18 protein-coding genes and 1 pseudogene are annotated in these 19,119 nt (G+C 39.4%); 18 read left to right on the top strand and 1 reads right to left on the bottom strand.

What is annotated here, in order from left to right; genetic code table 11:
• Positions 1-5 precede the first annotated feature (5 nt).
• The 17 genes from PCY09_RS09365 (at position 6) to PCY09_RS09285 (ending at position 16,129) form a co-directional block, all read left to right on the top strand.
• Positions 6-509 (top strand): GNAT family N-acetyltransferase, encoded by a 504-nt coding sequence (locus PCY09_RS09365; RefSeq protein WP_061602313.1) that lies wholly within the window; start codon positions 6-8, stop codon positions 507-509.
• Positions 510-518: 9 nt separating this feature from the next.
• Positions 519-1,037 carry a GNAT family N-acetyltransferase gene (locus PCY09_RS09360; protein ID WP_061602312.1) on the top strand — a complete coding sequence of 173 codons (519 nt, stop codon included), beginning with the start codon at positions 519-521 and terminating at the stop codon, positions 1,035-1,037.
• Complete coding sequence (nrdG, locus tag PCY09_RS09355; protein ID WP_053794307.1) at positions 1,034-1,633, top strand: anaerobic ribonucleoside-triphosphate reductase activating protein; 600 nt, start codon at positions 1,034-1,036, stop codon at positions 1,631-1,633. The genes PCY09_RS09360 and nrdG overlap by 4 nt, the downstream gene beginning before the upstream one ends.
• Before the next feature lie 293 nt (positions 1,634-1,926).
• Complete coding sequence (locus PCY09_RS09350; RefSeq protein WP_061602311.1) at positions 1,927-3,387, top strand: LCP family protein; 1,461 nt, start codon at positions 1,927-1,929, stop codon at positions 3,385-3,387.
• 3 nt (positions 3,388-3,390) lie between these two features.
• Entirely contained in the window at positions 3,391-4,122 is a 732-nt protein-coding gene (gene cps4B, locus PCY09_RS09345) for a capsular polysaccharide biosynthesis protein Cps4B (RefSeq protein ID WP_046164516.1), read from the top strand.
• Positions 4,123-4,152: 30 nt separating this feature from the next.
• Positions 4,153-4,848 carry a Wzz/FepE/Etk N-terminal domain-containing protein gene (locus tag PCY09_RS09340; RefSeq protein ID WP_046164515.1) on the top strand — a complete coding sequence of 232 codons (696 nt, stop codon included), beginning with the start codon at positions 4,153-4,155 and terminating at the stop codon, positions 4,846-4,848.
• A 9-nt stretch (positions 4,849-4,857) separates the two neighbouring features.
• Positions 4,858-5,553, top strand: a complete 696-nt coding sequence (locus PCY09_RS09335) for a tyrosine-protein kinase (protein WP_046164514.1) — start codon at positions 4,858-4,860, stop codon at positions 5,551-5,553.
• 24 nt (positions 5,554-5,577) lie between these two features.
• Positions 5,578-7,383 carry a nucleoside-diphosphate sugar epimerase/dehydratase gene (locus PCY09_RS09330; protein ID WP_070494093.1) on the top strand — a complete coding sequence of 602 codons (1,806 nt, stop codon included), beginning with the start codon at positions 5,578-5,580 and terminating at the stop codon, positions 7,381-7,383.
• Positions 7,384-7,396: 13 nt separating this feature from the next.
• On the top strand, positions 7,397-8,002 hold the full coding sequence (locus tag PCY09_RS09325) for a sugar transferase (protein ID WP_046164513.1): 606 nt from the start codon (positions 7,397-7,399) through the stop codon (positions 8,000-8,002).
• Positions 8,003-8,008: 6 nt separating this feature from the next.
• Complete coding sequence (locus tag PCY09_RS09320) at positions 8,009-8,875, top strand: NAD-dependent epimerase/dehydratase family protein (RefSeq protein ID WP_061593917.1); 867 nt, start codon at positions 8,009-8,011, stop codon at positions 8,873-8,875.
• Positions 8,876-8,887: 12 nt separating this feature from the next.
• Positions 8,888-9,718 carry a glycosyltransferase gene (locus tag PCY09_RS09315; protein ID WP_176744524.1) on the top strand — a complete coding sequence of 277 codons (831 nt, stop codon included), beginning with the start codon at positions 8,888-8,890 and terminating at the stop codon, positions 9,716-9,718.
• Positions 9,715-10,671 (top strand): glycosyltransferase, encoded by a 957-nt coding sequence (locus PCY09_RS09310; protein ID WP_061602310.1) that lies wholly within the window; start codon positions 9,715-9,717, stop codon positions 10,669-10,671. The genes PCY09_RS09315 and PCY09_RS09310 overlap by 4 nt, the downstream gene beginning before the upstream one ends.
• Before the next feature lie 4 nt (positions 10,672-10,675).
• Positions 10,676-11,599, top strand: coding sequence for a phosphorylcholine transferase LicD (locus PCY09_RS09305; protein ID WP_061602309.1), 924 nt, complete (start codon positions 10,676-10,678; stop codon positions 11,597-11,599).
• A complete protein-coding gene (locus PCY09_RS09300; RefSeq protein WP_061602308.1) occupies positions 11,599-12,918 on the top strand; it encodes an O-antigen polymerase in 1,320 nt (439 codons plus the stop codon). The genes PCY09_RS09305 and PCY09_RS09300 overlap by 1 nt, the downstream gene beginning before the upstream one ends.
• Positions 12,919-12,920: 2 nt before the next feature.
• Positions 12,921-13,643 (top strand): 2-C-methyl-D-erythritol 4-phosphate cytidylyltransferase, encoded by a 723-nt coding sequence (gene ispD, locus PCY09_RS09295; protein ID WP_061582830.1) that lies wholly within the window; start codon positions 12,921-12,923, stop codon positions 13,641-13,643.
• On the top strand, positions 13,624-14,709 hold the full coding sequence (locus tag PCY09_RS09290; protein ID WP_061602307.1) for an NAD(P)-dependent oxidoreductase: 1,086 nt from the start codon (positions 13,624-13,626) through the stop codon (positions 14,707-14,709). Before ispD ends, PCY09_RS09290 begins: the two co-directional genes overlap by 20 nt.
• 10 nt (positions 14,710-14,719) lie before the next feature.
• Positions 14,720-16,129, top strand: a complete 1,410-nt coding sequence (locus PCY09_RS09285) for a flippase (RefSeq protein ID WP_061602306.1) — start codon at positions 14,720-14,722, stop codon at positions 16,127-16,129.
• A 146-nt stretch (positions 16,130-16,275) separates the two neighbouring features.
• Here PCY09_RS09285 and PCY09_RS09280 read toward each other — a convergent pair.
• Positions 16,276-16,691, bottom strand: a pseudogene (locus PCY09_RS09280) (transposase); the annotation flags it as partial.
• Positions 16,692-16,826: 135 nt separating this feature from the next.
• On the opposite strand from PCY09_RS09280, the gene PCY09_RS09275 reads away from it, so the two are divergent.
• Positions 16,827-19,119 (top strand): GBS Bsp-like repeat-containing protein (locus PCY09_RS09275; RefSeq protein WP_301556714.1); only part of this gene is annotated, 2,293 nt, incomplete at its 3' end.

Here is a 19,119-nt window from a genome sequence, read left to right as displayed (position 1 = left end):
GAAAAATGGAAGTAGAATTAAGGAAACCAAGACTAGAGGATAAGACCGCTATTTTGGAAATGTTAGAAGATTTTGAAGCAACTGGTGGCCGGCGTGACGGCTTCTTTGGTGGAGCTGATTTTGTCTATGAGGACTGGCTGGAAACCATTCAGCTGGCAGAAGCGGGGCTAGGTTTGCCAGAAGGTTTTGTACCTTACATTCAGCTTGTGACTTTTACTGCGGATGGTCAGGCTGTAGGTTTTCTTAATTTGCGTTTGCAGCTCAATGACTATCTGCTCCAAGAAGGTGGGCACATTGGTTATAGTATTCGTCCGTCTGCGCGTGGCAAAGGACTGGCGAAAGAGCAACTGCGACAAGGCTTGCAAGTAGCCAAAAGTAAAAATATAAAACGAGCTCTGGTGACCTGCGATAGGGATAATGCTGCCAGCCGAGGCGTGATTCTTGCTAACGGTGGAGTATTAGAGGATATTCGAGGTGGGAAAGAGCGTTATTGGATTGATATAGATTGAGGAAAGCCTATGAAGTTACGACGACCAACTTTGGAAGATAAAGACGCTATTTTGGAGATGATTGCTGAATTTGATGCTGCGAATTCTTATATGCATGGTGGCATGGGCTCTACTTGGAAGCGGGCTAAGAATTATGAGGATTGGTTAAAGATTGTAGAACAGCAGGAGGATGCGGCCAATTTGCCAGCAGGCTGGGTGCCAGCAATTCAGTTTATCTCAGTTGACGAGGAAAACCGCCCTCTAGGCTTCCTGGCATTGCGTCTCATGTTAAATGAAAAACTCTTTGTTGAAGGTGGGCATATTGGCTATTCAATTCGCCCGAGGGATCGTGGTAGGGGCTATGGGCAGGAGCAGCTGCATCTGGGGCTTATAGAGGCTAAGAGGGCTGGTTTGGACTTTGCTCTGATTACCTGCGATGAAGAAAATGAGGCTAGCCGGCGAACGATTCTTGCCAACGGTGGCGTCTACGACAATACTATTCAAGGAAGCGAGCGCTACTGGATAGAGCTAGATGGAGAAGTGGCATGAACAATCCCAAACCCCAAGAATGGAAAAGCGAGGAGCTGAGTAAGGGCCGCATCATTGACTATAAAGCTTTTAACTTTGTAGATGGTGAAGGCGTCCGCAACTCCCTTTATGTCAGTGGCTGTATGTTTCACTGTGAGGGCTGCTACAATGCAGCAACCTGGTCCTTCAACGCTGGTATTCCCTATACTCAAGAGTTGGAGGAGCAGATCATGAAGGACCTGGCGGAACCCTATGTACAGGGGCTGACCCTCCTAGGCGGCGAGCCTTTTCTCAACACAGGCATTCTCCTGCCCTTGGTCAAGCGGATTCGGAGAGAGCTTCCAGACAAGGATATCTGGTCTTGGACGGGCTACACCTGGGAGGAGATGATGCTGGAAACGGAGGATAAGCTGGAGTTGCTGAGTCTGATCGACATCCTAGTAGACGGTCGTTTTGACATTACCAAGAAGAATCTTATGTTACAGTTTCGTGGCTCTTCTAATCAGCGCATTATAGATGTGCAGAAGTCCCTTCAGTCTGGACAAGTAGTCATCTGGGACAAGCTGAATGATGGGAAAGAAAGTTTTGAACAAGTTGATCGGGAAGGTCTCATCTAATCACGCTAAACTAGATCAAAGATGCTCATGATAGAATAAAAAAATGGTTCCTGTTATATGGGACCGTTTTTTATATTCAAATTCTCCAAACCTCTATAAAACACTCTATATTTATGCATCTTGGTTTGTTTAGGAAGCATTTGCTTTCTTTTGCTTAAGTTAATAAAAGATAAAGAAGAATTGCTTTGGGGCTTTACTATGATTTCTTAAAAATTTCTTAAAAACAAGGCAGAATCTAAATATTTTTGTGATATAATAGGATGGAGTAATTATGTATAGGAAGTGTTTTTAGCATGTCTCGTAGAAAAAGCAATGGAACTACTGCTAAATCAAGACGTTTTAAAATCTTAAATGTTAGTTTATTCATCATTTATGTTTTATTAATCTCTGTCTTGATAGTTTATATATTCAGGTATAATATTTTAGCTTTTCGTTATTTGAATATTATTTCAACCTTTTTGATGATACTTGTAGCAGTTCTAGCTGCTCTTTTCATTTGGTTTAACAAGGCTCGGATTTTTACAACGGTATTATTGGTTCTGTCCTTGCTGATTGGGTCAGGAACCATGTACGCTGTCAAGGAAATGGTGGACCTGTCTACTGGTTTGAATTCCACCTCTAACTATTCTGAATACGAAATGAGCGTTGTAGTAGCAGCGGATAGCGACATTAAAGATATAAATAAAGTAACCAATGTTTTAGCTCCAACCAATAATGATGGGGAAAACATTGCGGCCTTAACAGATGAACTGGCTAAGACCAAGAAAGTCCAATTGACAGTGGACTCAGCGAGCTCTTATCTGGCAGCTTATAAGTCCTTGCTTGCTGGAGAGACAAAAGCTATTGTTATCAATAGTGTGTTTGAGGATACCCTACGAAGTGAAGATCCTGACTATGCTTCCAAAGTTAAAAAGTTATATTCTTACAAACTAACGAAAAAGGTTGAGACTGCAACTAAGAAGCATGATGTTAATGCAGATGTCTTTAATATCTATGTCAGCGGGATCGATACTTATGGTGGTATTTCATCAGTTTCTCGTTCGGATGTGAACATCATTATGACAGTTAACCGTAAGACCAAGCGCGTGCTTTTGACAACCACACCGCGTGATGCCTATGTACCTATTGCGGATGGTGGTGCGGATCAGCCTGATAAACTGACCCATGCGGGTATTTATGGTATAGATGCTTCGGTTCATACTCTAGAGAAACTTTATGGTATCGATATTCAGTATTATGTACGTTTGAATTTCACTTCCTTCCTCAAGTTGATTGACCTCTTGGGTGGTGTTGATGTGTATAACGATCAAGAATTCACAAGCCGTCATGGAAATTACCACTTCAAGGTTGGAGATGTTCATCTCAATTCTGATCAAGCTCTGGGCTTTGTCAGGGAACGGTATTCATTAACGGGTGGTGATAACGATCGCGGTAAGAACCAGGAAAAAGTCATCGCTGCTGTTATTAAGAAGCTGACCTCAACGGATGCTCTGAAGAGTTACAATAGTATTATTTCAGGTTTACAAGATTCTGTTCAGACAAATATGAGCTTAGAAACCATGATGAATCTTGTGAATACCCAGTTGGAAACAGGTGGGAACTATACAGTTACGTCACAAGCTTTGACTGGAAATGGGACAACTGGTCTGCCTTCATATGCTATGCCAGAAGTTGCCCTTTATATGCTGGAAGTTGATCCGGCAAGCCTGGATCAAATGAAGTCTGAAATTCAGACCGTTATGGAAGGGAAGTAAGCCATGATTGATATTCATTCACATATCGTTTTTGATGTTGATGATGGTCCAAAGACAATAGAAGATAGCAGGGCCTTGCTGGAGGAAAGCTACCGCCAAGGGGTGCGAACGATCATTTCAACTTCTCATCGTCGGAAAGGGATGTTTGAGACTCCAGAAGCAAAAATTGAAGAAAACTTCAAACAAGTCCAGGAACTGGCTAAAGAAATTGCGGATGATTTGACTATTCTTTACGGGGCTGAAATATATTATACAAGTGATATTTTGGATAAGCTGGAGCAAGGAAAGATTCCACGCTTGGCAGATAGTCAGTATGCTTTAATTGAATTCAGTATGATCACGCCTTACAAGGAAATTCATACAGCTCTGAGCAATGTTTTGCGCTTGGGCGTTACACCTGTCGTCGCTCATATTGAGCGCTATCATTGCTTGGAAAATGATGAAAAGAAGGTGCGCGACTTGATTAATATGGGTTGTTACACCCAGATTAATAGTTCGAGTGTTTTAAAACCAAAGCTGTTTGGAGACACTTATAAATTCATGAAAAAAAGGGCCCAGTTCTTTCTGGAGAAAGATCTGGTCCATTTCGTGGCCAGTGATATGCACAATTTGGATCCACGACCGCCTTATATGCAAGAGGCCTACCAAATCATCTCCAAGAAGTATGGGGAATCTCATGCAGAGCAGTTATTTAGAAAAAATCAGGAATTATTGCTAAGAAGTGAATACATATAAGCTTCGTTCTTAGTATAGAGGAAAAGGAACATGAATAAAGAAAATCAACTAGTCGAAATTGACGTACTGTCTTTGATCAAGACGGTATGGAAAAGAAAGTTTATCATTCTGTTGACAGCTTTAGTGGCAGCTGTCTTAGCTTTGGGTTACAGCCTTTTTATTGCTAAGCCCTCTTATCAAAGTACGACACGGATTTACGTTGTCAACCGTCAGCAGACAGATAATAACACTCTGACCAACCAAGACCTGCAAGCAGGATCTTACTTGGTTAAGGACTATAAGGAAATCATTTTATCACAGGATGTATTGTCTACGGTTATTTCAGAATTGAAATTACCTGGGACAACAGCTGAATTAAGCAAGTCTGTAAGTGTTTCGGTGCCGACAGATACACGGATTGTATCCATCACTGTTAAAAATAGCGATCCTAACCAAGCTAGCCGAATTGCCAACACCTTGCGCGAAGTGGCAGCTGAAAAAATCATTGCCGTTACTAAGGTTTCAGATGTAACAACCTTAGAAGAGGCAGAAGTTCCAAAATCACCATCTTCTCCAAATATTCGCCGGAATGTCATGCTCAGTTTTTTTGCTGGAGTGATTGTAATGGTCATTATCGTAGTGTTTGTCGAAGTTTTAGATGATCGGGTTAAGAAACCAGAAGATATAGAAGAAGTGATGGGCTTATCCTTGTTAGGAGTCGTCCCAGATATGAGAAAACTGAAATAAGGAGTCGTTATGCCAGTATTAGAATTATCAAATAATAAAAAACAATCTATTCAGAAAACTGAAGAATATTACAACGCTCTTAGGACAAATATTCAGTTAAGTGGAGAAGACATTAAGATTGTGGCTGTCACTTCTGTTCAACCAAATGAAGGGAAGTCCACAACTTCTACCAATCTTGCTATTGCTTTTGCAAGAGCAGGATATACTACACTCTTGATTGATGCTGATATCCGAAACTCAATCATGTCAGGGGTATTTAAATCAAAGGAAAGAATTACTGGATTGACAGATTATTTGGTTGGGAAAAATGATTTGTCACAAGGATTGTGTGAGACTGATGTACCTAATCTCTTTGTCATTGAGTCAGGACAATCGTCACCAAACCCAACGGCGCTTTTACAAAGCAAAAACTTTGATGAGATGATGAATATCCTACGTCGTCATTATGATTATATTATTGTAGACACGCCACCTATTGGTTTAGTAATTGATGCAGCTATTATTTCACAAAAATGTGATGCAAGTTTATTGGTTGCTGAGGCAGGGTCAGTGAAACGTAAGGCACTTCAAAAATCTAAGGAGCAGTTAGAGCAGACAGGGACTCCTTTCTTGGGAGTTGTATTAAACAAATATGACGTGTCAGGAGATCGTTATGGAGTTTACGGTGCTTATGGGAATTATGGTGCTTACGGGAAAAAACATTAAAAATTAACTGGGGATATTATGGAAATAACTAGGGCACAAAAACGCTTAATATTGATGATAGTGGATACTATTATCATTTATATAAGTGGTTATATTGCTTACTTTTTCTTATCTGAATATATTCAAACAAGAGAATTAAACATAATACAAAATCAGACTTATGTGACAGTGCTATATTTGCTGGTTGGTCGAGGAATTACGGGAGCTTTTTCTATTCTAAATCGCTATACAGACTATAAAAATCTTAGCAAAATCGCCTTGACTTTAGCCGGGGCTTATATAGCGGTCTCAGTGATAGAAACTGTCTTTACTTTGGGTATTAGCTACCGTTTTATGCTACTGAGTTGTATGTTCTCGATTTTATTCTCTACATCTGTTCGACTAGCATGGAGGATATGGTATGGTTATAAAACGGGAGTAAGGTATGAAGAAGTTGCTAACGAAATGTTATTACGGACCTTAGTAGTGGGAGCAGGAGCTGGTGGAAGTTTGTTTATAACTACAGCTTTAAAGGATTCGCCTGATATTAAGATTGTTGCGGTGGTTGATCGGGATGTTAGTAAACATGGTTCTTTTTTACATGGAGTAAAGGTTGTAGGATCAGATAGTCAGATTCCAGAGATTGTTGCAAACTATGAGATTAATCAAATTGTAATTGCTATTCCATCCTTAGAACCAGAAGAGTATGAACGTATTTTGACTCTGTGCAAAGCGACGAATGCTACCGTTAAAGCCATGCCAAAATACGAAGAAGTGGTGACAGGAAAGGTTAGGGTTAGTAAGCTCAGAGAGATTGATATATCTGATTTGTTGGGACGAAAAGAGGTTGTGCTTGATCAGACAAGTTTGAAGTCAAATATCGAGGGCAAGACTGTACTTGTAACAGGGGCAGGAGGATCCATTGGGTCTGAGCTTTGTCGCCAAATTGCTCGGTTTAACCCGGATAGACTTTTGCTTTTAGGGCATGGGGAGAATTCTATCTATTTGATTCACAAAGAGCTATACAATCAATATGGATCTAAATTTGAAATTATTCCAGTTATTGCTGATATTCAGGACCGTGAACGTATTTTCCAAATTATGGAAAACTATCGTCCAGATAGAGTCTATCATGCGGCAGCTCATAAGCATGTCCCCTTGATGGAATATAATCCAAAAGAAGCAGTTAAAAATAATATATATGGCACTCGTAATGTAGCTGAGGCTGCTAAAGCTACGGGCGTTACCAAATTTGTAATGATTTCAACAGATAAGGCTGTGAATCCACCAAATGTGATGGGGGCGACTAAGCGTATAGCTGAGATGGTTGTAACTAGCCTTAATGAAGAAGGAAAAACAATGTTTGCCGCAGTTCGCTTTGGGAATGTTCTAGGTAGTCGTGGCAGTGTTGTTCCTTTGTTTAAAGAACAGATTGCAAAAGGGGGCCCTGTGACTGTTACTGATTTTCGTATGACTCGTTACTTTATGACTATTCCAGAAGCTAGTCGATTGGTCATTCAAGCTGGGGCCTTAATGCATGGAGGCGAAGTTTTTGTACTGGACATGGGAGAACCGGTTAAAATTTTGGATTTAGCCAAAAAGATGATTTCGTTAAGTGGTCATTCAGAGGCAGATATTAATATTGTTGAAACTGGAATTAGACCTGGTGAAAAATTATATGAGGAACTGCTTTCTACTCAAGAAAGAGTTGATGAACAGGTATATGAAAAGATTTTTGTAGGAAATGTACATGCTCCAGCCAAGAAGGAAGTTGATGATTTCATTGACACTTTATTAGAGCTGAATGAGACTGAGTTGAAGCAAAGATTAATTGACTTTGCTCAACAATAGAAATGGAGAAAAAATGTACAAATTTATAAAGAGAAGTTTAGATGTTTTCTTATCGTTAGTGGGGATGGTTATTTTGTCTCCATTCATTCTCATACTAATTATTGTTATAAAGTTAGATTCAAAAGGTCCTGTATTGTTTAAGCAAAAACGTATTGGTATCCATAAAAAAACATTTCAAATTTTAAAGTTCCGGACTATGCGAGTTGACACACCCAAAGATACCCCAACTCATTTGCTACAAAATCCTGATCAGTGGATTACCAAGGCAGGCCATTTCCTCAGAAAGACATCTTTGGATGAATTGCCACAAATATGGAACATTTTTGTTGGGGACATGAGTATCATAGGTCCAAGGCCGGCTCTTTGGAATCAGTATGATTTGATTGAAGAGCGAGACCGTTATGGAGCAAATGATGTTTTGCCAGGTCTGACAGGTTGGGCTCAGATTCACGGACGGGATGAGTTGCCTATTGAAAAAAAAGCTGAGCTAGATGGTTACTATGTAAAACATATGTCTTTTAGACTTGATTTACATTGTTTTTTTGGAACAATTAAAAGTGTTGTTAAGAGTGAAGGCGTTGTCGAGGGTGGAACCGGAACATTGGAACAAAAGGATTAGTTAAAGATGACAAGAATTTTGATTACTGGGAAAGATAGCTATATAGGGAAGTGTTTTCTATCTCATGTTTCTGAATCACCCGACTTTTTAGTTGAGGAGTTGGATGTTCAAAAAGACACGTGGAAAAGTCATGATTTCTCTCAATATGATGTCATTTTTCATGTAGCTGCAATTGTCCATCTGGCAAATCCTTCATCGGAAATGGCATCTGTTTACCAGCGTGTCAATACTCAGTTGCCTTTTGAGTTGGCTCAGAAAGCAAAGAAGGAAGGTGTGAGTCAATTCATCTTCATGAGTAGCATGAGTGTTTATGGTGAAATCAAAGGGCCAGGAGTGATAACAAGAGATACAATTCCTGCTCCTCAGTCTATGTATGGAAAAAGTAAACTACTAGCGGAGCAACTACTCACAGAGTTAAGCTCTCCAGAATTTCACGTGGTTATTTTGAGGCCACCTATGGTTTATGGTCCAGGAGCAAAGGGAAACTACCAGCGACTATCCAGTTTAATAAGAAAATTACCTCTTTTTCCAAGAGTTGACAATGCTAGAAGTATGATTTATATTGATAACTTAAGTGAGTTTATTCGATTGTTGATAAAGAATAGGGAGAATGGTATTTTCTTCCCTCAAAATCGTTCCTATGTAAATACTTCTGAACTAGTAAGCGAAATAAAGAAATCTCAGGGATCTCACATCCTTCTACTGCCAGGTTTTAATTGGTTAGTAAAAGCTTTAGGACGCTATATTCCAACATTCAACAAACTATTCTCTACTTTGGTCTATTCGGAAGAAATGTCTGTCTATTCAGAGGACTATCAATTGGTTTCTTTTTCTAAATCTATTCAACAGACCGAACAACGCGAGAAAATTTGATAAGGGAAGGAGATGTTGATTATTAAGTTTTCAGTTTTAATGTCAGTTTACAAAAAAGAAAATCCAATTTATTTATCAGATAGTCTAGAGAGTATTTTGGTTAACCAAAATTTGAAGCCTGACGAGCTAGTTCTGGTGAAGGATGGCCCTCTGACAGATGAGTTAGAAAAGGTGATTACGCGTTATCAGGGCTATTTTACAAATTTTAAAACTGTACCTCTCGATACAAATGTAGGATTAGGTTTAGCGCTTAGAGAAGGCCTAGAACATTGTAGTTATGAGTTGGTTGCACGAATGGATTCGGATGATATTGCTAAGCCCGATCGTTTTGAGAAGCAGTTGAACTATTTCCAAGAGCATCCCGAAATAGATATCTTAGGAAGTGCGGTTACAGAAATCAATTCAGGGATTGATGAAGTCATTTCAGAAAAGAAAATGCCTTTATCACATGAAGCTATTTTGACCTATATGAAGAGACGAAATCCCTTTTGTCATATGACGGTTGTTTTCAAAAAATCTGCAGTCCAAAAATCAGGTAGTTATCAATCACTAGACTTGGTAGAAGATTATTATCTCTGGGTTCGCATGGCTGCACAAGGTTGCCGTTTTGGCAATATGGAGCAATCATTAGTGTATGCTCGTATTGGAAATGGAATGCATTTACGAAGAAGTCAGCCAACACAGATTGCTAGTTGGAAGGTAATTAATGACTTTATGTTGAAAGAAAAAATGATTGACAGAAGAGATTGGATAAAAAATCTATTGTTGGTCATTGCCTTTGTCTATATGCCTCTGGGGTTGAAAAAAAGAGTTTATAAAAGAATATTAAGGAAACAAAGATGATTAGCGTTTTAATGGCCACTTATAATGGAAGAAGGTTTATCGAGCAACAGTTAGATTCCATTAGACTTCAAAATTTAGTACCAGACGCGGTCATAATATGTGATGATTGTTCATCAGATGGAACCTATGAGTTTGTCCAAGACTATATCAGTCAACATAATCTGACGACTTGGAAAGCAATTCAAAATAGGGAGAATCTTGGCCATTATAGAACATTTTTACATCTTGTTAATCAAGTTCAAGAAGGGCTTGTCTTTTTTTCAGACCAAGATGATATATGGCTTCCAGATAAAATTTCCACTTTGTCGTCATTTTTTCTAAACTCAGATGTGGCTATGGTTTACAATCAGTCAGAAATTATTGATGAGGGAAATCGGGTATCTGAGAGACCATCATTATCTGGTGGGAGTCAGATTAAAGATTTGGCCTTTCTTTTAAAAAAATGGCCTTCAGGATATCAGACGGCTTTTAGACAGGAAGTGTTGCAGGATATTTTAACTAAGTCTTATCAAGAATTGCCAGGATTTGACTACCATGATGTTTTATTTGGAATGTTGGCGTCACTCTATGGCCAAGTTATTGATGTCAATCAAATTTTAGACAAACATCGGATTCATTCCAACAATGTGACACAATCGATAGCTAGTAAAAGTTTTAACAAAACACGTCAATATCGAATTACCTATTTGGAAAAGGTACTGAATCGTTACCAATCTGTTAAAGAAGTTATTTTAAAAATGCATAGAAAAGATCTAGAGCCGACGGTAAATGAAGCTATCCAGTTAACCAAATGTCGGATAGGATTTTTGAAGCAAAGAAAATTGTCCTTGCTTGTCAGTTTATGGAAAAACAGGAAGATCTATGCAGGAAGAAAGGATCTAGTCAGCGATGTGGTCTATGCTTTTTCATTAAATAGGTTAGCGAGATTACTATTGAAAATCATAAAAAGGTAAGAAAATGCGAAGTACAAGCAAAATAGAATGGGAGTTAGCATTAAGTGAACGCTTCAGCCCTATGTATCAAAAGATTTCAGATGAAAAATTGAAGGCCTTGCAGGTAGCCTATTTGGAAATGTATAAACAATTTGACAAGATCTGCAAAGAGCATGGTCTGATTTCCTATATGGTTGCGGGTACTCTTATAGGATCTTTGCGACACGGTGGCTATATTCCTTGGGATGATGATATCGACTTAGTCATGTTTCGAGAAGATTACAATCGTTTAAAAGAAGTTTTTACAGATAATCAGTATTTTGAACTAATTTCTCCAGCCGAAACAAAGGATAGTGTTTTTAAAGTGATGAAGTTGCAGAGCAAATCCTGGACTTATTACGACGTTCTAGGTGAGGGGTTTAGTCAGAAGAAATATCTTTATCTGGATATGCTACCGATTGATTTCGTTCCTGAAAATGATATAGTTCGTAAGTTGAAGGGTTTGCTATTCAGAGCACTGGATCTGTCTCATAATAGTTCTCGATGCTATACAAAGTTTACACCTCACCTAACTTACATGTCTAAAGAATCAAAGGAGCTCAAAATAAACCTTTGGATCAGACGGATTGTGGGTTTTCCTGCGTACATCATTGGTCCTTCTAATATGTACAAGTTAATGGAATGGCTTATCCAATCTAAGAAGAAGACTTCAAAAGTTACGATTGCCTATGGAGTTAAGGGCTATTTGGGTGAAACAGTAGATTACAAGACTTTTTTCCCAGCCCGAAAGTATCCCTTTGAAGGCCTGGAATTTGATGGGCCAAATGACGCAGACACTTACTTAACCAATCGTTATGGAGACTATATGACACCTCCAGAGAAAAAAGAGCAGACAGAGCGTCATGTCAGACTAAAAGATAATTGGGTAGATTTGATAGAGAGAAGATAATGGTTTATTTACTAATTTTAGGAAGTCTCCTCTTATTGTTTTTTGCAACAAGGACAGTAAAGAGAGATTATGCTAATCCCGGATTTATATATTTAGCAGTGTGGTTGATAGCTAGCGTTTCAACTGCTCTTTATTCTTCAAAATGGGGAGAAGAGATTTCACTGGTGACAGTCATTATCATTCTCCTTGGGAATGCCATTTTTTTAATGGGAGTTTTGTCATCTTCAACCTTATTTCCGGCTAGACAGACTCCAATAAAGCTAGCACGTGTTCGGGTAAATAACATTTGTATTATTTTAGTGCTTTTATTCCTGGCTTTTTCGGTTAAGACCGTTTATTCCGAGTTGGTATATCTGGCTACTCAGAGTGGGCAACCTATAAGTGGTATTTTTAAAACGATTGAGCTAGCTCGACACATGACAACCAACTATGATTTCGCCATCAGCCGTTTAAGCTTAAATTTATTGCGCATCAATTTCGCGGTGGGTATCGTTTTCTTCTATTTCTTTTGTGAATCAGTTTTCTCTGGTGAGAAAGGTATTTTTTACAAAGGGAAGTTGCTACTGATTAGTCTAATTTCTTTAGGAATTTCTCTTTTATCTACTGGGAGAACTGAGATGCTTGGACTTGTTTCGGGATATGCTGTTCTCTATGTTTTGTTTTATTCAAAATATTATGCGTGGGCAAACAGTCATTACAGCAGGAAGTTGTTCAGAACGCTTTTGACTATAGGGTTTCTATTTATTGTGCTCTTTATTGTAGTTGGGACTTTTGTATTAAACCGAGTAGATAATCAATCAGAACTAGGTTTTTTGGACAACCTTATTAAATATATGGGATCGCCCATTCAAGCTTTTGATTATTTCCTAAAGAATCCTTCTCTTTATGCTAACAATCAAGTATTTGGAGAAAATACTTTGATTGCTATTTACGGAAGCCTGAAATCTTTAGGCTTATCCAACTATGACTTAACACCATTTTTGCCAGTTATAAATTTTAACGGTGATAAAACAAATGTTTATACCATCTACTATTACTTTGTAAAAGATTTTGGATATCTTTCTATTTTGATTATGCAACTTTCATATGGTTTCTTCTTTGGAAGTTTCTATTATTCTATAAAGAGACGTGGCTTTAGCCCTCTAAAGGTAATTATATACTCCTTGTTTGCTTATCCTTTGGTCATTTCATTTTTTCAGGAGACTCTCTTATCACTCTTGACGACCCACATTAATCGGATAATTTATGCTATTGCCATCTATTTTGGGGTTCAATTCTTAAGTAGAGTTAGATTTAAATTAAGAGAAAGGAAGATATAGATATGACAGTATCAGCGTTGATATTTGCGGGTGGAACTGGCAAACGAATGAACACTAAAACCTTGCCTAAACAGTTTTTAGAGTTACATGGAAAGCCAATAATTATCCATACAATTGAGCATTTTGAGTCTCATCCCGAAATAAAGGATATTGTAGTTGTTTGTGTAGATGATTGGCTGGACTACTGCAAAGATCTATTAGCTAAATTTAATATCAAAAAGGTAAGTCAGGTTGTTCCCGGAGGGGAAACCGGACAAATGTCTATTTTCAATGGATTAGAAGCTCTGCGAGAAAAATACCAAGGAAATGATGATTACGTTTTGATTCATGATGGAGTTCGTCCCTTGATTGACGAGGAGACAATTTCTAAGAATATAGAATCAGTTAAAAAGTATGGGACAGCTATTACTGTTAAACCAGTCATTGAAACTGTAGTTCAAGTGGATGAAGAAGACATCATTAACAATGTGATTGAGCGATCTACTTGTCAAACTGCTGTAGCTCCTCAGTCTTTTGTTCTTTCTGAGATTTATTCCTTGCATATGAGGGCACAAGCTGAGAAGCTTTTCGATATGACGGATTCTGCGACATTGGCCCGTTATTTTGGACTCCCTCTCCATACAGTCATGGGGGGCAGTGAAAATATCAAAATTACGACTCCATCTGATTTTTATATTTTTAGAGCGATTTACGAAGCGCGTGAAAATGCACAAATTTTTGGTTGATATGGGAAAAAATACGATTTTACAAAAAGATATGGAAGACCTAGCTGCTGTCAGCCCTATTCTGAGAGAATTGAGAAACGTTACAGTCTTGGTAACCGGAGCAACTGGTCTTATAGGCAGACATTGTATTTCCGCTTTGATGGCCTTAAATGATTTGTACGATGCCAATGTCAGAGTAGTGGCCTTGGCGCGAAATCAGAAAAAAGCGGAAGATCTATTTCCAGATTTGTTACATAGTGAGAATCTGAAGTTAGTGTATGCTGACTTGCTGTCAGATTGGCAGATAGAGGAGGATTTGGATTATATTATCCATGGAGCCAGTGCGACGGACTCCTCTTTTTTCGTTGAGCATCCTGTGGAGACAATTGATCTAGCCGTAAATGGAACGAAAAAAATGCTTGAACTGGCTAAAAATAAGAAAGTTCACAGTATGGTCTATCTCTCTTCTCTGGAAGTCTATGGGATGACAAATCCGGAAGCTTCCAGCATTAGCGAGAAAGATTACGGTTATTTGGATCCAACCAGTGTCCGTAGCAGTTATTCGGAAAGCAAGCGCATGGCAGAGTCCTTGTGTGTAGGCTATTGTCATCAGTATCAGGTGCCGGTTAGGATGGCTCGTTTGTCACAGACTTTTGGCCCAGGTGTGAGCTATGAAGACAACAGAGTTTTTGCGCAGTTTGCGCGTGCTGTCCTTGAAAAGAGCGATATTATCCTCCGGACTAAAGGGGAAACTGTTCGGAACTACTGCTATACCAAAGATGCCATTGAAGCCATTTTTTTCATTCTGCTGAAAGGCCAAGCAGGGCAAGCTTATAATGTCGCCAATAAAGAGACGGCTATTTCCATTCGTGAGATGGCGGAAATGGTTATTGAACTAAGTGGTAGCAATGAAACGAAGTTGGTCTTTGATTTGGCAGAGGATGTGGAAAAGCTAGGCTATAATCCGACAGTCAAGATTCGTCTCAATGCGGACAAGCTTGAGAGTTTGGGCTGGCAAGCTCATACTGATTTAGAAACCATGTTTTTACGGTTGATTGAGAGCATGGCAGCAGATAGGAAGAAATAGGAGGGCAAATTTGTCTAGTGGGTTTAAAAAAATAGTAGCTAATTTTTCCTATGTTGTCTTGTCCAATTTGCTGACAGTAATAGTTTCTTCTCTGGTTGTCTTAATTTTGCCTAAGATTATGGGTGTAGAGGAGTATGGTTACTGGCAACTCTATATTTTCTATTTATCTTATGCCGGTTTTGTTCATCTGGGCTGGGTGGATGGAATCTACCTTCGCTACGGTGGTTTGGAGTATGATGATCTGGATAAAGAGAAGTTTTTCTCTCAATTTCTCATGCTTTTGATCTATCTGACAGGGATTGGAATTTTATTTTTATTAGGGATTTCTGCCTTTATTAGAGATGATAGCAGTCGATTTGTTTTTACACTTTTGGTTTATACCATGTTGGTCACCAATCTGCGCTTTCTCTTTGTTTACGTTCTGCAGATGACTAATCGACTAAAGGAGAGTTCCTATGTTGTCAGTGGAGATAGACTCCTCTATTTACTGCTTTTACTGGTCTTTATTTTTGTGGGTTTCCGAGACTTCAAGATTATGGTCTATGCAGATTTGATTGGTAGAGTTGTTTCTCTTTTTTATGCCATGTATCTATGCCGAGATATGGCCCTGCGACCTCTCAATCAGTTTAAGTTTGATATACGGGAAACGGTTCGCAATATTGCTGTCGGGATTAACCTGATGCTATCAAATGTAGCCAGTATGCTCATTATCGGGACCGTTCGAATGGGGATTCAAAAGGTATGGAACATTGCTACATTTGGTAAAGTATCCTTGACCTTGAGCATTTCCAATCTACTGATGACCTTTATCAACGCTATCGGTTTGGTCATCTTTCCAATTTTGAAACGAACGGACGAAAGCAAGTTGCCTAAGATTTACAATCAGTTGCGGAATGTCCTTATGGTTGTTATGTTTGGGGTGCTTTTGCTGTATTATCCCCTGAAAATAGCTTTGGATAGCTGGCTACCGGCTTACAGAGAGTCCTTGATATTTATGGCTCTAGTCTTTCCTATGTCTGTCTACGAGGGCAAGATGGCTCTGCTTATCAATACCTACTTAAAAGCCTTGCGAATGGAGAGGCAGATTTTTAAAGTAAATGTTATTGCTATGCTCTTAAGTTTTGCTACTACCTTGATTTTTGCAGTTTTTCTGCGCAACCTGAATGCTACAGTGCTGTCTATCGTGCTATTGCTGGCGACTAGGAGTATATTGGCAGAGCTAATCTTAGCCAAGAGGATGCAGATTGAGGTCGTCAAAGATATCTGGGTTGAGTTGCTAATGACACTTGTGTTTATTGCTTCGAATTGGTTTTTATCAGTTTATCTTGCTGCAGCCGCTTACGGCTTTGTTTATCTGACTTACAGCTTTTTCAAGTTCCAAAGTTTGAAAGGCCTGCTCCAGCAATTGCGAACTCGTTGATACTTGATAAATTATAAATAATTTAACAATTTAAATGGGATCTTTGTCAACTGTAGTGGCTTATTAAAAAGTCATATCCTGGAGAGGACTAATTTAGTCCTCTCCTTTTTGATATCCCAAGCGATTGAGGGAAATTCTACAAAAGTAAAGAGCTTTTTAATGATATCGAAGTAGGTGCCAACATATCCATGGTAATGACTTTAACACCGTTTCGGATCTGTCTGGAATAGCGCAGAAAGTGATTACGAATAGTAGCTTGAGTCTGTCCATATAAGGTAGCTATGATTTTTCTTGAATCGAAATCCTTCGCAATAAAGCTTATTTTCTCCTTCTTAAAGCTATATTCCGCCTAGATTATAGGCACAGGAAGCTAGGTCTGATCAGTGTTGGTCTTCGATTCATGTGACGTTTAAAGCTTGTACAGCAAATTTTTAGCGCTGGCAGTTATAGGGACTTTCTTGATTAGTTTTTTGAGTGATTTGTTGGTTGACGATAGTTGCTAATTGGTGATTTTTTTGACCAAGGAAGTCTCAGCGACAGCCATTTTGCTACAGATTTTACAATAAAGCCACCATTTCTAAAGTGATTTTATACACTACAGAAACGATAGAAGCATTATTAGTAATTTCCCTTTTCAGCTCAAGTTTCTTGTGCTACAATGGAGGTATATTGAAATTCGTGTCAAAGAGGGAGTTACATGAAAAAGAAGGATTTTATTTATTATGCTAGTGCAGCATTGCTACTAGCTGTTTCAGTTCGGCCTGCTTATGCAGATGAACAAGAGTCTGCTGTACAGCCTATCCAAGTAAAAGCGGAACAGGCTCAGGATACAGTGGCAAAGACAGCTTCAGACGATTCAGAAAGGGTCGAGTCAAAGGAAGAGACCAGAACAGATCGTCAGGAAGAGCAAGAAAAATTACAAGCTGAACAAAAGACTGAAAGTAGTCAGTCAGTACCAGCTTCTCTTCCAAAACAGTCGGAAACTAAGGTTGAGAACCAGTCGGCTAGTATTGAAGAAACTGCCCAAAGAGAAGAAGCTAGCAAGGTTGATGAGGCTGCATCGAAAAAAGGAGCTGTTGGGAACACAACCTTCTATAGCGCTGGACATGCTGGGCCGGCTAGTCGTTCAAGTGATGTGGCTGTTCAACCCAAAACATTTGTCGATGTCAGCAGTCATAATGGAAGCATAAGTGTCAACGACTATCGCACTCTTGCCAATAAGGGAGTTGGTGGAGTTGTCGTGAAACTAACAGAAGGCACCACCTATAGGAACCCTTACGCAGGAGAACAAGCTCGCAATGCCCAGTTGGCTGGTTTGCAAGTGTCTGCCTATGCTTTTTCACATTATACTAGTGAAGAGCAGGCAAGAGCAGAAGCTCGCCACTTCATCTCAGAGGCAAGAAATCTTAATCTTCCAAAGAATACGGTCATGGTCAATGACATGGAAGATGCCAAAATGAAGGATAACATCAACCGTAATACCCTTGCATGGGCTGATGAAATGCGTAAGAACGGCTATACAAATCTTATGTATTATACCAGTGCCAGCTGGATTGATGAAAATAATCTAAGAGGGAAAGGGCCTGTCAAGACAGCCCAGTTTGGTTTGGAAAATTTCTGGGTCGCTCAATACCCAACAGCTAAACTTTCAGCTAACGATGCGAAGACTCTCCGCTATAATGGGCGGGCAGGGGCTTGGCAGTTTACCTCCCAGGCTGAATTGTTGCCAGGTAAGCATGTTTTTGACCATAGTGTAGACTACACTGGCCGTTTCACTTCTCAAGCTAAACCAGCGCCAGAAGTAGCCAAAGGACCTCTGAGCGGGAAGATTAGCATTGAAAATAACGATTCTCTTGCAGGTCGTTTTGACGTTGTTATTTCAAATGTCTTGGCCCCTCAAGGTGTAGCCGGTGTTTCTGTACCAGTTTGGTCGGATGATAAAGGCCAGGATGATTTGGTTTGGTATCATGCGACTCGTCAGCAAGATGGTCGCTATCGCGTAACAGTGAAAGCTAGTGACCATAAGAATGCTACAGGTAAGTATCATGTTCATCTCTACTATACTCAACTAAATGGTGAGCAGATAGGAGTAACTGCAACAACTACTGAAGTTTCTATTGGAAAGACAGCAAATAAAGAGAAACCTAGTGGAAGAGTCACGATTGAAAATAATAACCCTACCACTGGCACTTTTGATGCGGTTATTCGCGATGTCGTTTCTCCAAATGGACTTAAGGAAGTACTAGTTCCAACCTGGTCAGAGGTCAACGGTCAGGATGATCTTGTTTGGCACAAGGCAGTAAAACAAGCAGATGGTAGCTATCGAGCTACGATTAAAGCTAGCGATCATAAAAATTCCCAAGGGAAGTATCTGTCTCATGTCTATTATGTTACAGCGACAGGAACAAAAGAATTTGTAACGGGTACGGCTACTACCGTTCATCACAAGCATTCAGCTGGGACTCTTACAATTGAAAATAACAACTCTACCACTGGAACTTTTGATGCGGTTATTCGTAATGTAGTCGCTCCAAATGGTCTCAAGGAGGTATTAGTTCCAACCTGGTCAGAAGTCAACGGTCAGGATGATCTGGTTTGGCACAAGGCAGTAAAACAAGCAGATGGTAGCTACCGAGCGACGATTAAAGCTAGCGATCATAAAAATTCCCAAGGGAAGTATCTGTCTCATGTCTATTATGTCACAGCGACAGGAACAAAAGAATTTGTAACGGGTACGGCTACTACTGTTCATCACAAACATTCAGCTGGGACTCTTACCATTGAAAATAATAACTCTGTCACTGGTACTTTTGATGCGGTCATTCGTGATGTAGTCGCTCCCAATGGTCTCAATGAAGTATTGGTTCCAACCTGGTCAGAAGTCAACGGTCAGGATGATCTGGTTTGGCACAAGGCAGTAAAACAAGCAGATGGTAGCTACCGAGCGACGATTAAAGCTAGCGATCATAAAAATTCCCAAGGGAAGTATC

The sequence above is a fragment of the Streptococcus sp. SG2 genome (assembly GCF_030439925.1).
Classification (GTDB): domain Bacteria; phylum Bacillota; class Bacilli; order Lactobacillales; family Streptococcaceae; genus Streptococcus; species Streptococcus gordonii.
Note: the sequence above shows the minus strand (reverse complement) of the source record. Positions and strands in the feature narration are given on the sequence as shown.

What these genes read in the sequence shown, in the direction of transcription:
- cps4B (WP_046164516.1), top strand. Translation starts at nt 3,391, where the DNA reads ATGATTGATATTCATTCACATATCGTTTTTGATGTTGATGATGGTCCA.
- PCY09_RS09325 (WP_046164513.1), top strand. Translation starts at nt 7,397, where the DNA reads ATGTACAAATTTATAAAGAGAAGTTTAGATGTTTTCTTATCGTTAGTG.
- PCY09_RS09350 (WP_061602311.1), top strand. Translation starts at nt 1,927, where the DNA reads ATGTCTCGTAGAAAAAGCAATGGAACTACTGCTAAATCAAGACGTTTT.
- PCY09_RS09300 (WP_061602308.1), top strand. Translation starts at nt 11,599, where the DNA reads ATGGTTTATTTACTAATTTTAGGAAGTCTCCTCTTATTGTTTTTTGCA.
- nrdG (WP_053794307.1), top strand. Translation starts at nt 1,034, where the DNA reads ATGAACAATCCCAAACCCCAAGAATGGAAAAGCGAGGAGCTGAGTAAG.
- PCY09_RS09320 (WP_061593917.1), top strand. Translation starts at nt 8,009, where the DNA reads ATGACAAGAATTTTGATTACTGGGAAAGATAGCTATATAGGGAAGTGT.
- PCY09_RS09290 (WP_061602307.1), top strand. Translation starts at nt 13,624, where the DNA reads ATGCACAAATTTTTGGTTGATATGGGAAAAAATACGATTTTACAAAAA.
- PCY09_RS09315 (WP_176744524.1), top strand. Translation starts at nt 8,888, where the DNA reads ATGTTGATTATTAAGTTTTCAGTTTTAATGTCAGTTTACAAAAAAGAA.
- PCY09_RS09360 (WP_061602312.1), top strand. Translation starts at nt 519, where the DNA reads ATGAAGTTACGACGACCAACTTTGGAAGATAAAGACGCTATTTTGGAG.
- ispD (WP_061582830.1), top strand. Translation starts at nt 12,921, where the DNA reads ATGACAGTATCAGCGTTGATATTTGCGGGTGGAACTGGCAAACGAATG.
- PCY09_RS09310 (WP_061602310.1), top strand. Translation starts at nt 9,715, where the DNA reads ATGATTAGCGTTTTAATGGCCACTTATAATGGAAGAAGGTTTATCGAG.
- PCY09_RS09305 (WP_061602309.1), top strand. Translation starts at nt 10,676, where the DNA reads ATGCGAAGTACAAGCAAAATAGAATGGGAGTTAGCATTAAGTGAACGC.
- PCY09_RS09335 (WP_046164514.1), top strand. Translation starts at nt 4,858, where the DNA reads ATGCCAGTATTAGAATTATCAAATAATAAAAAACAATCTATTCAGAAA.
- PCY09_RS09340 (WP_046164515.1), top strand. Translation starts at nt 4,153, where the DNA reads ATGAATAAAGAAAATCAACTAGTCGAAATTGACGTACTGTCTTTGATC.
- PCY09_RS09365 (WP_061602313.1), top strand. Translation starts at nt 6, where the DNA reads ATGGAAGTAGAATTAAGGAAACCAAGACTAGAGGATAAGACCGCTATT.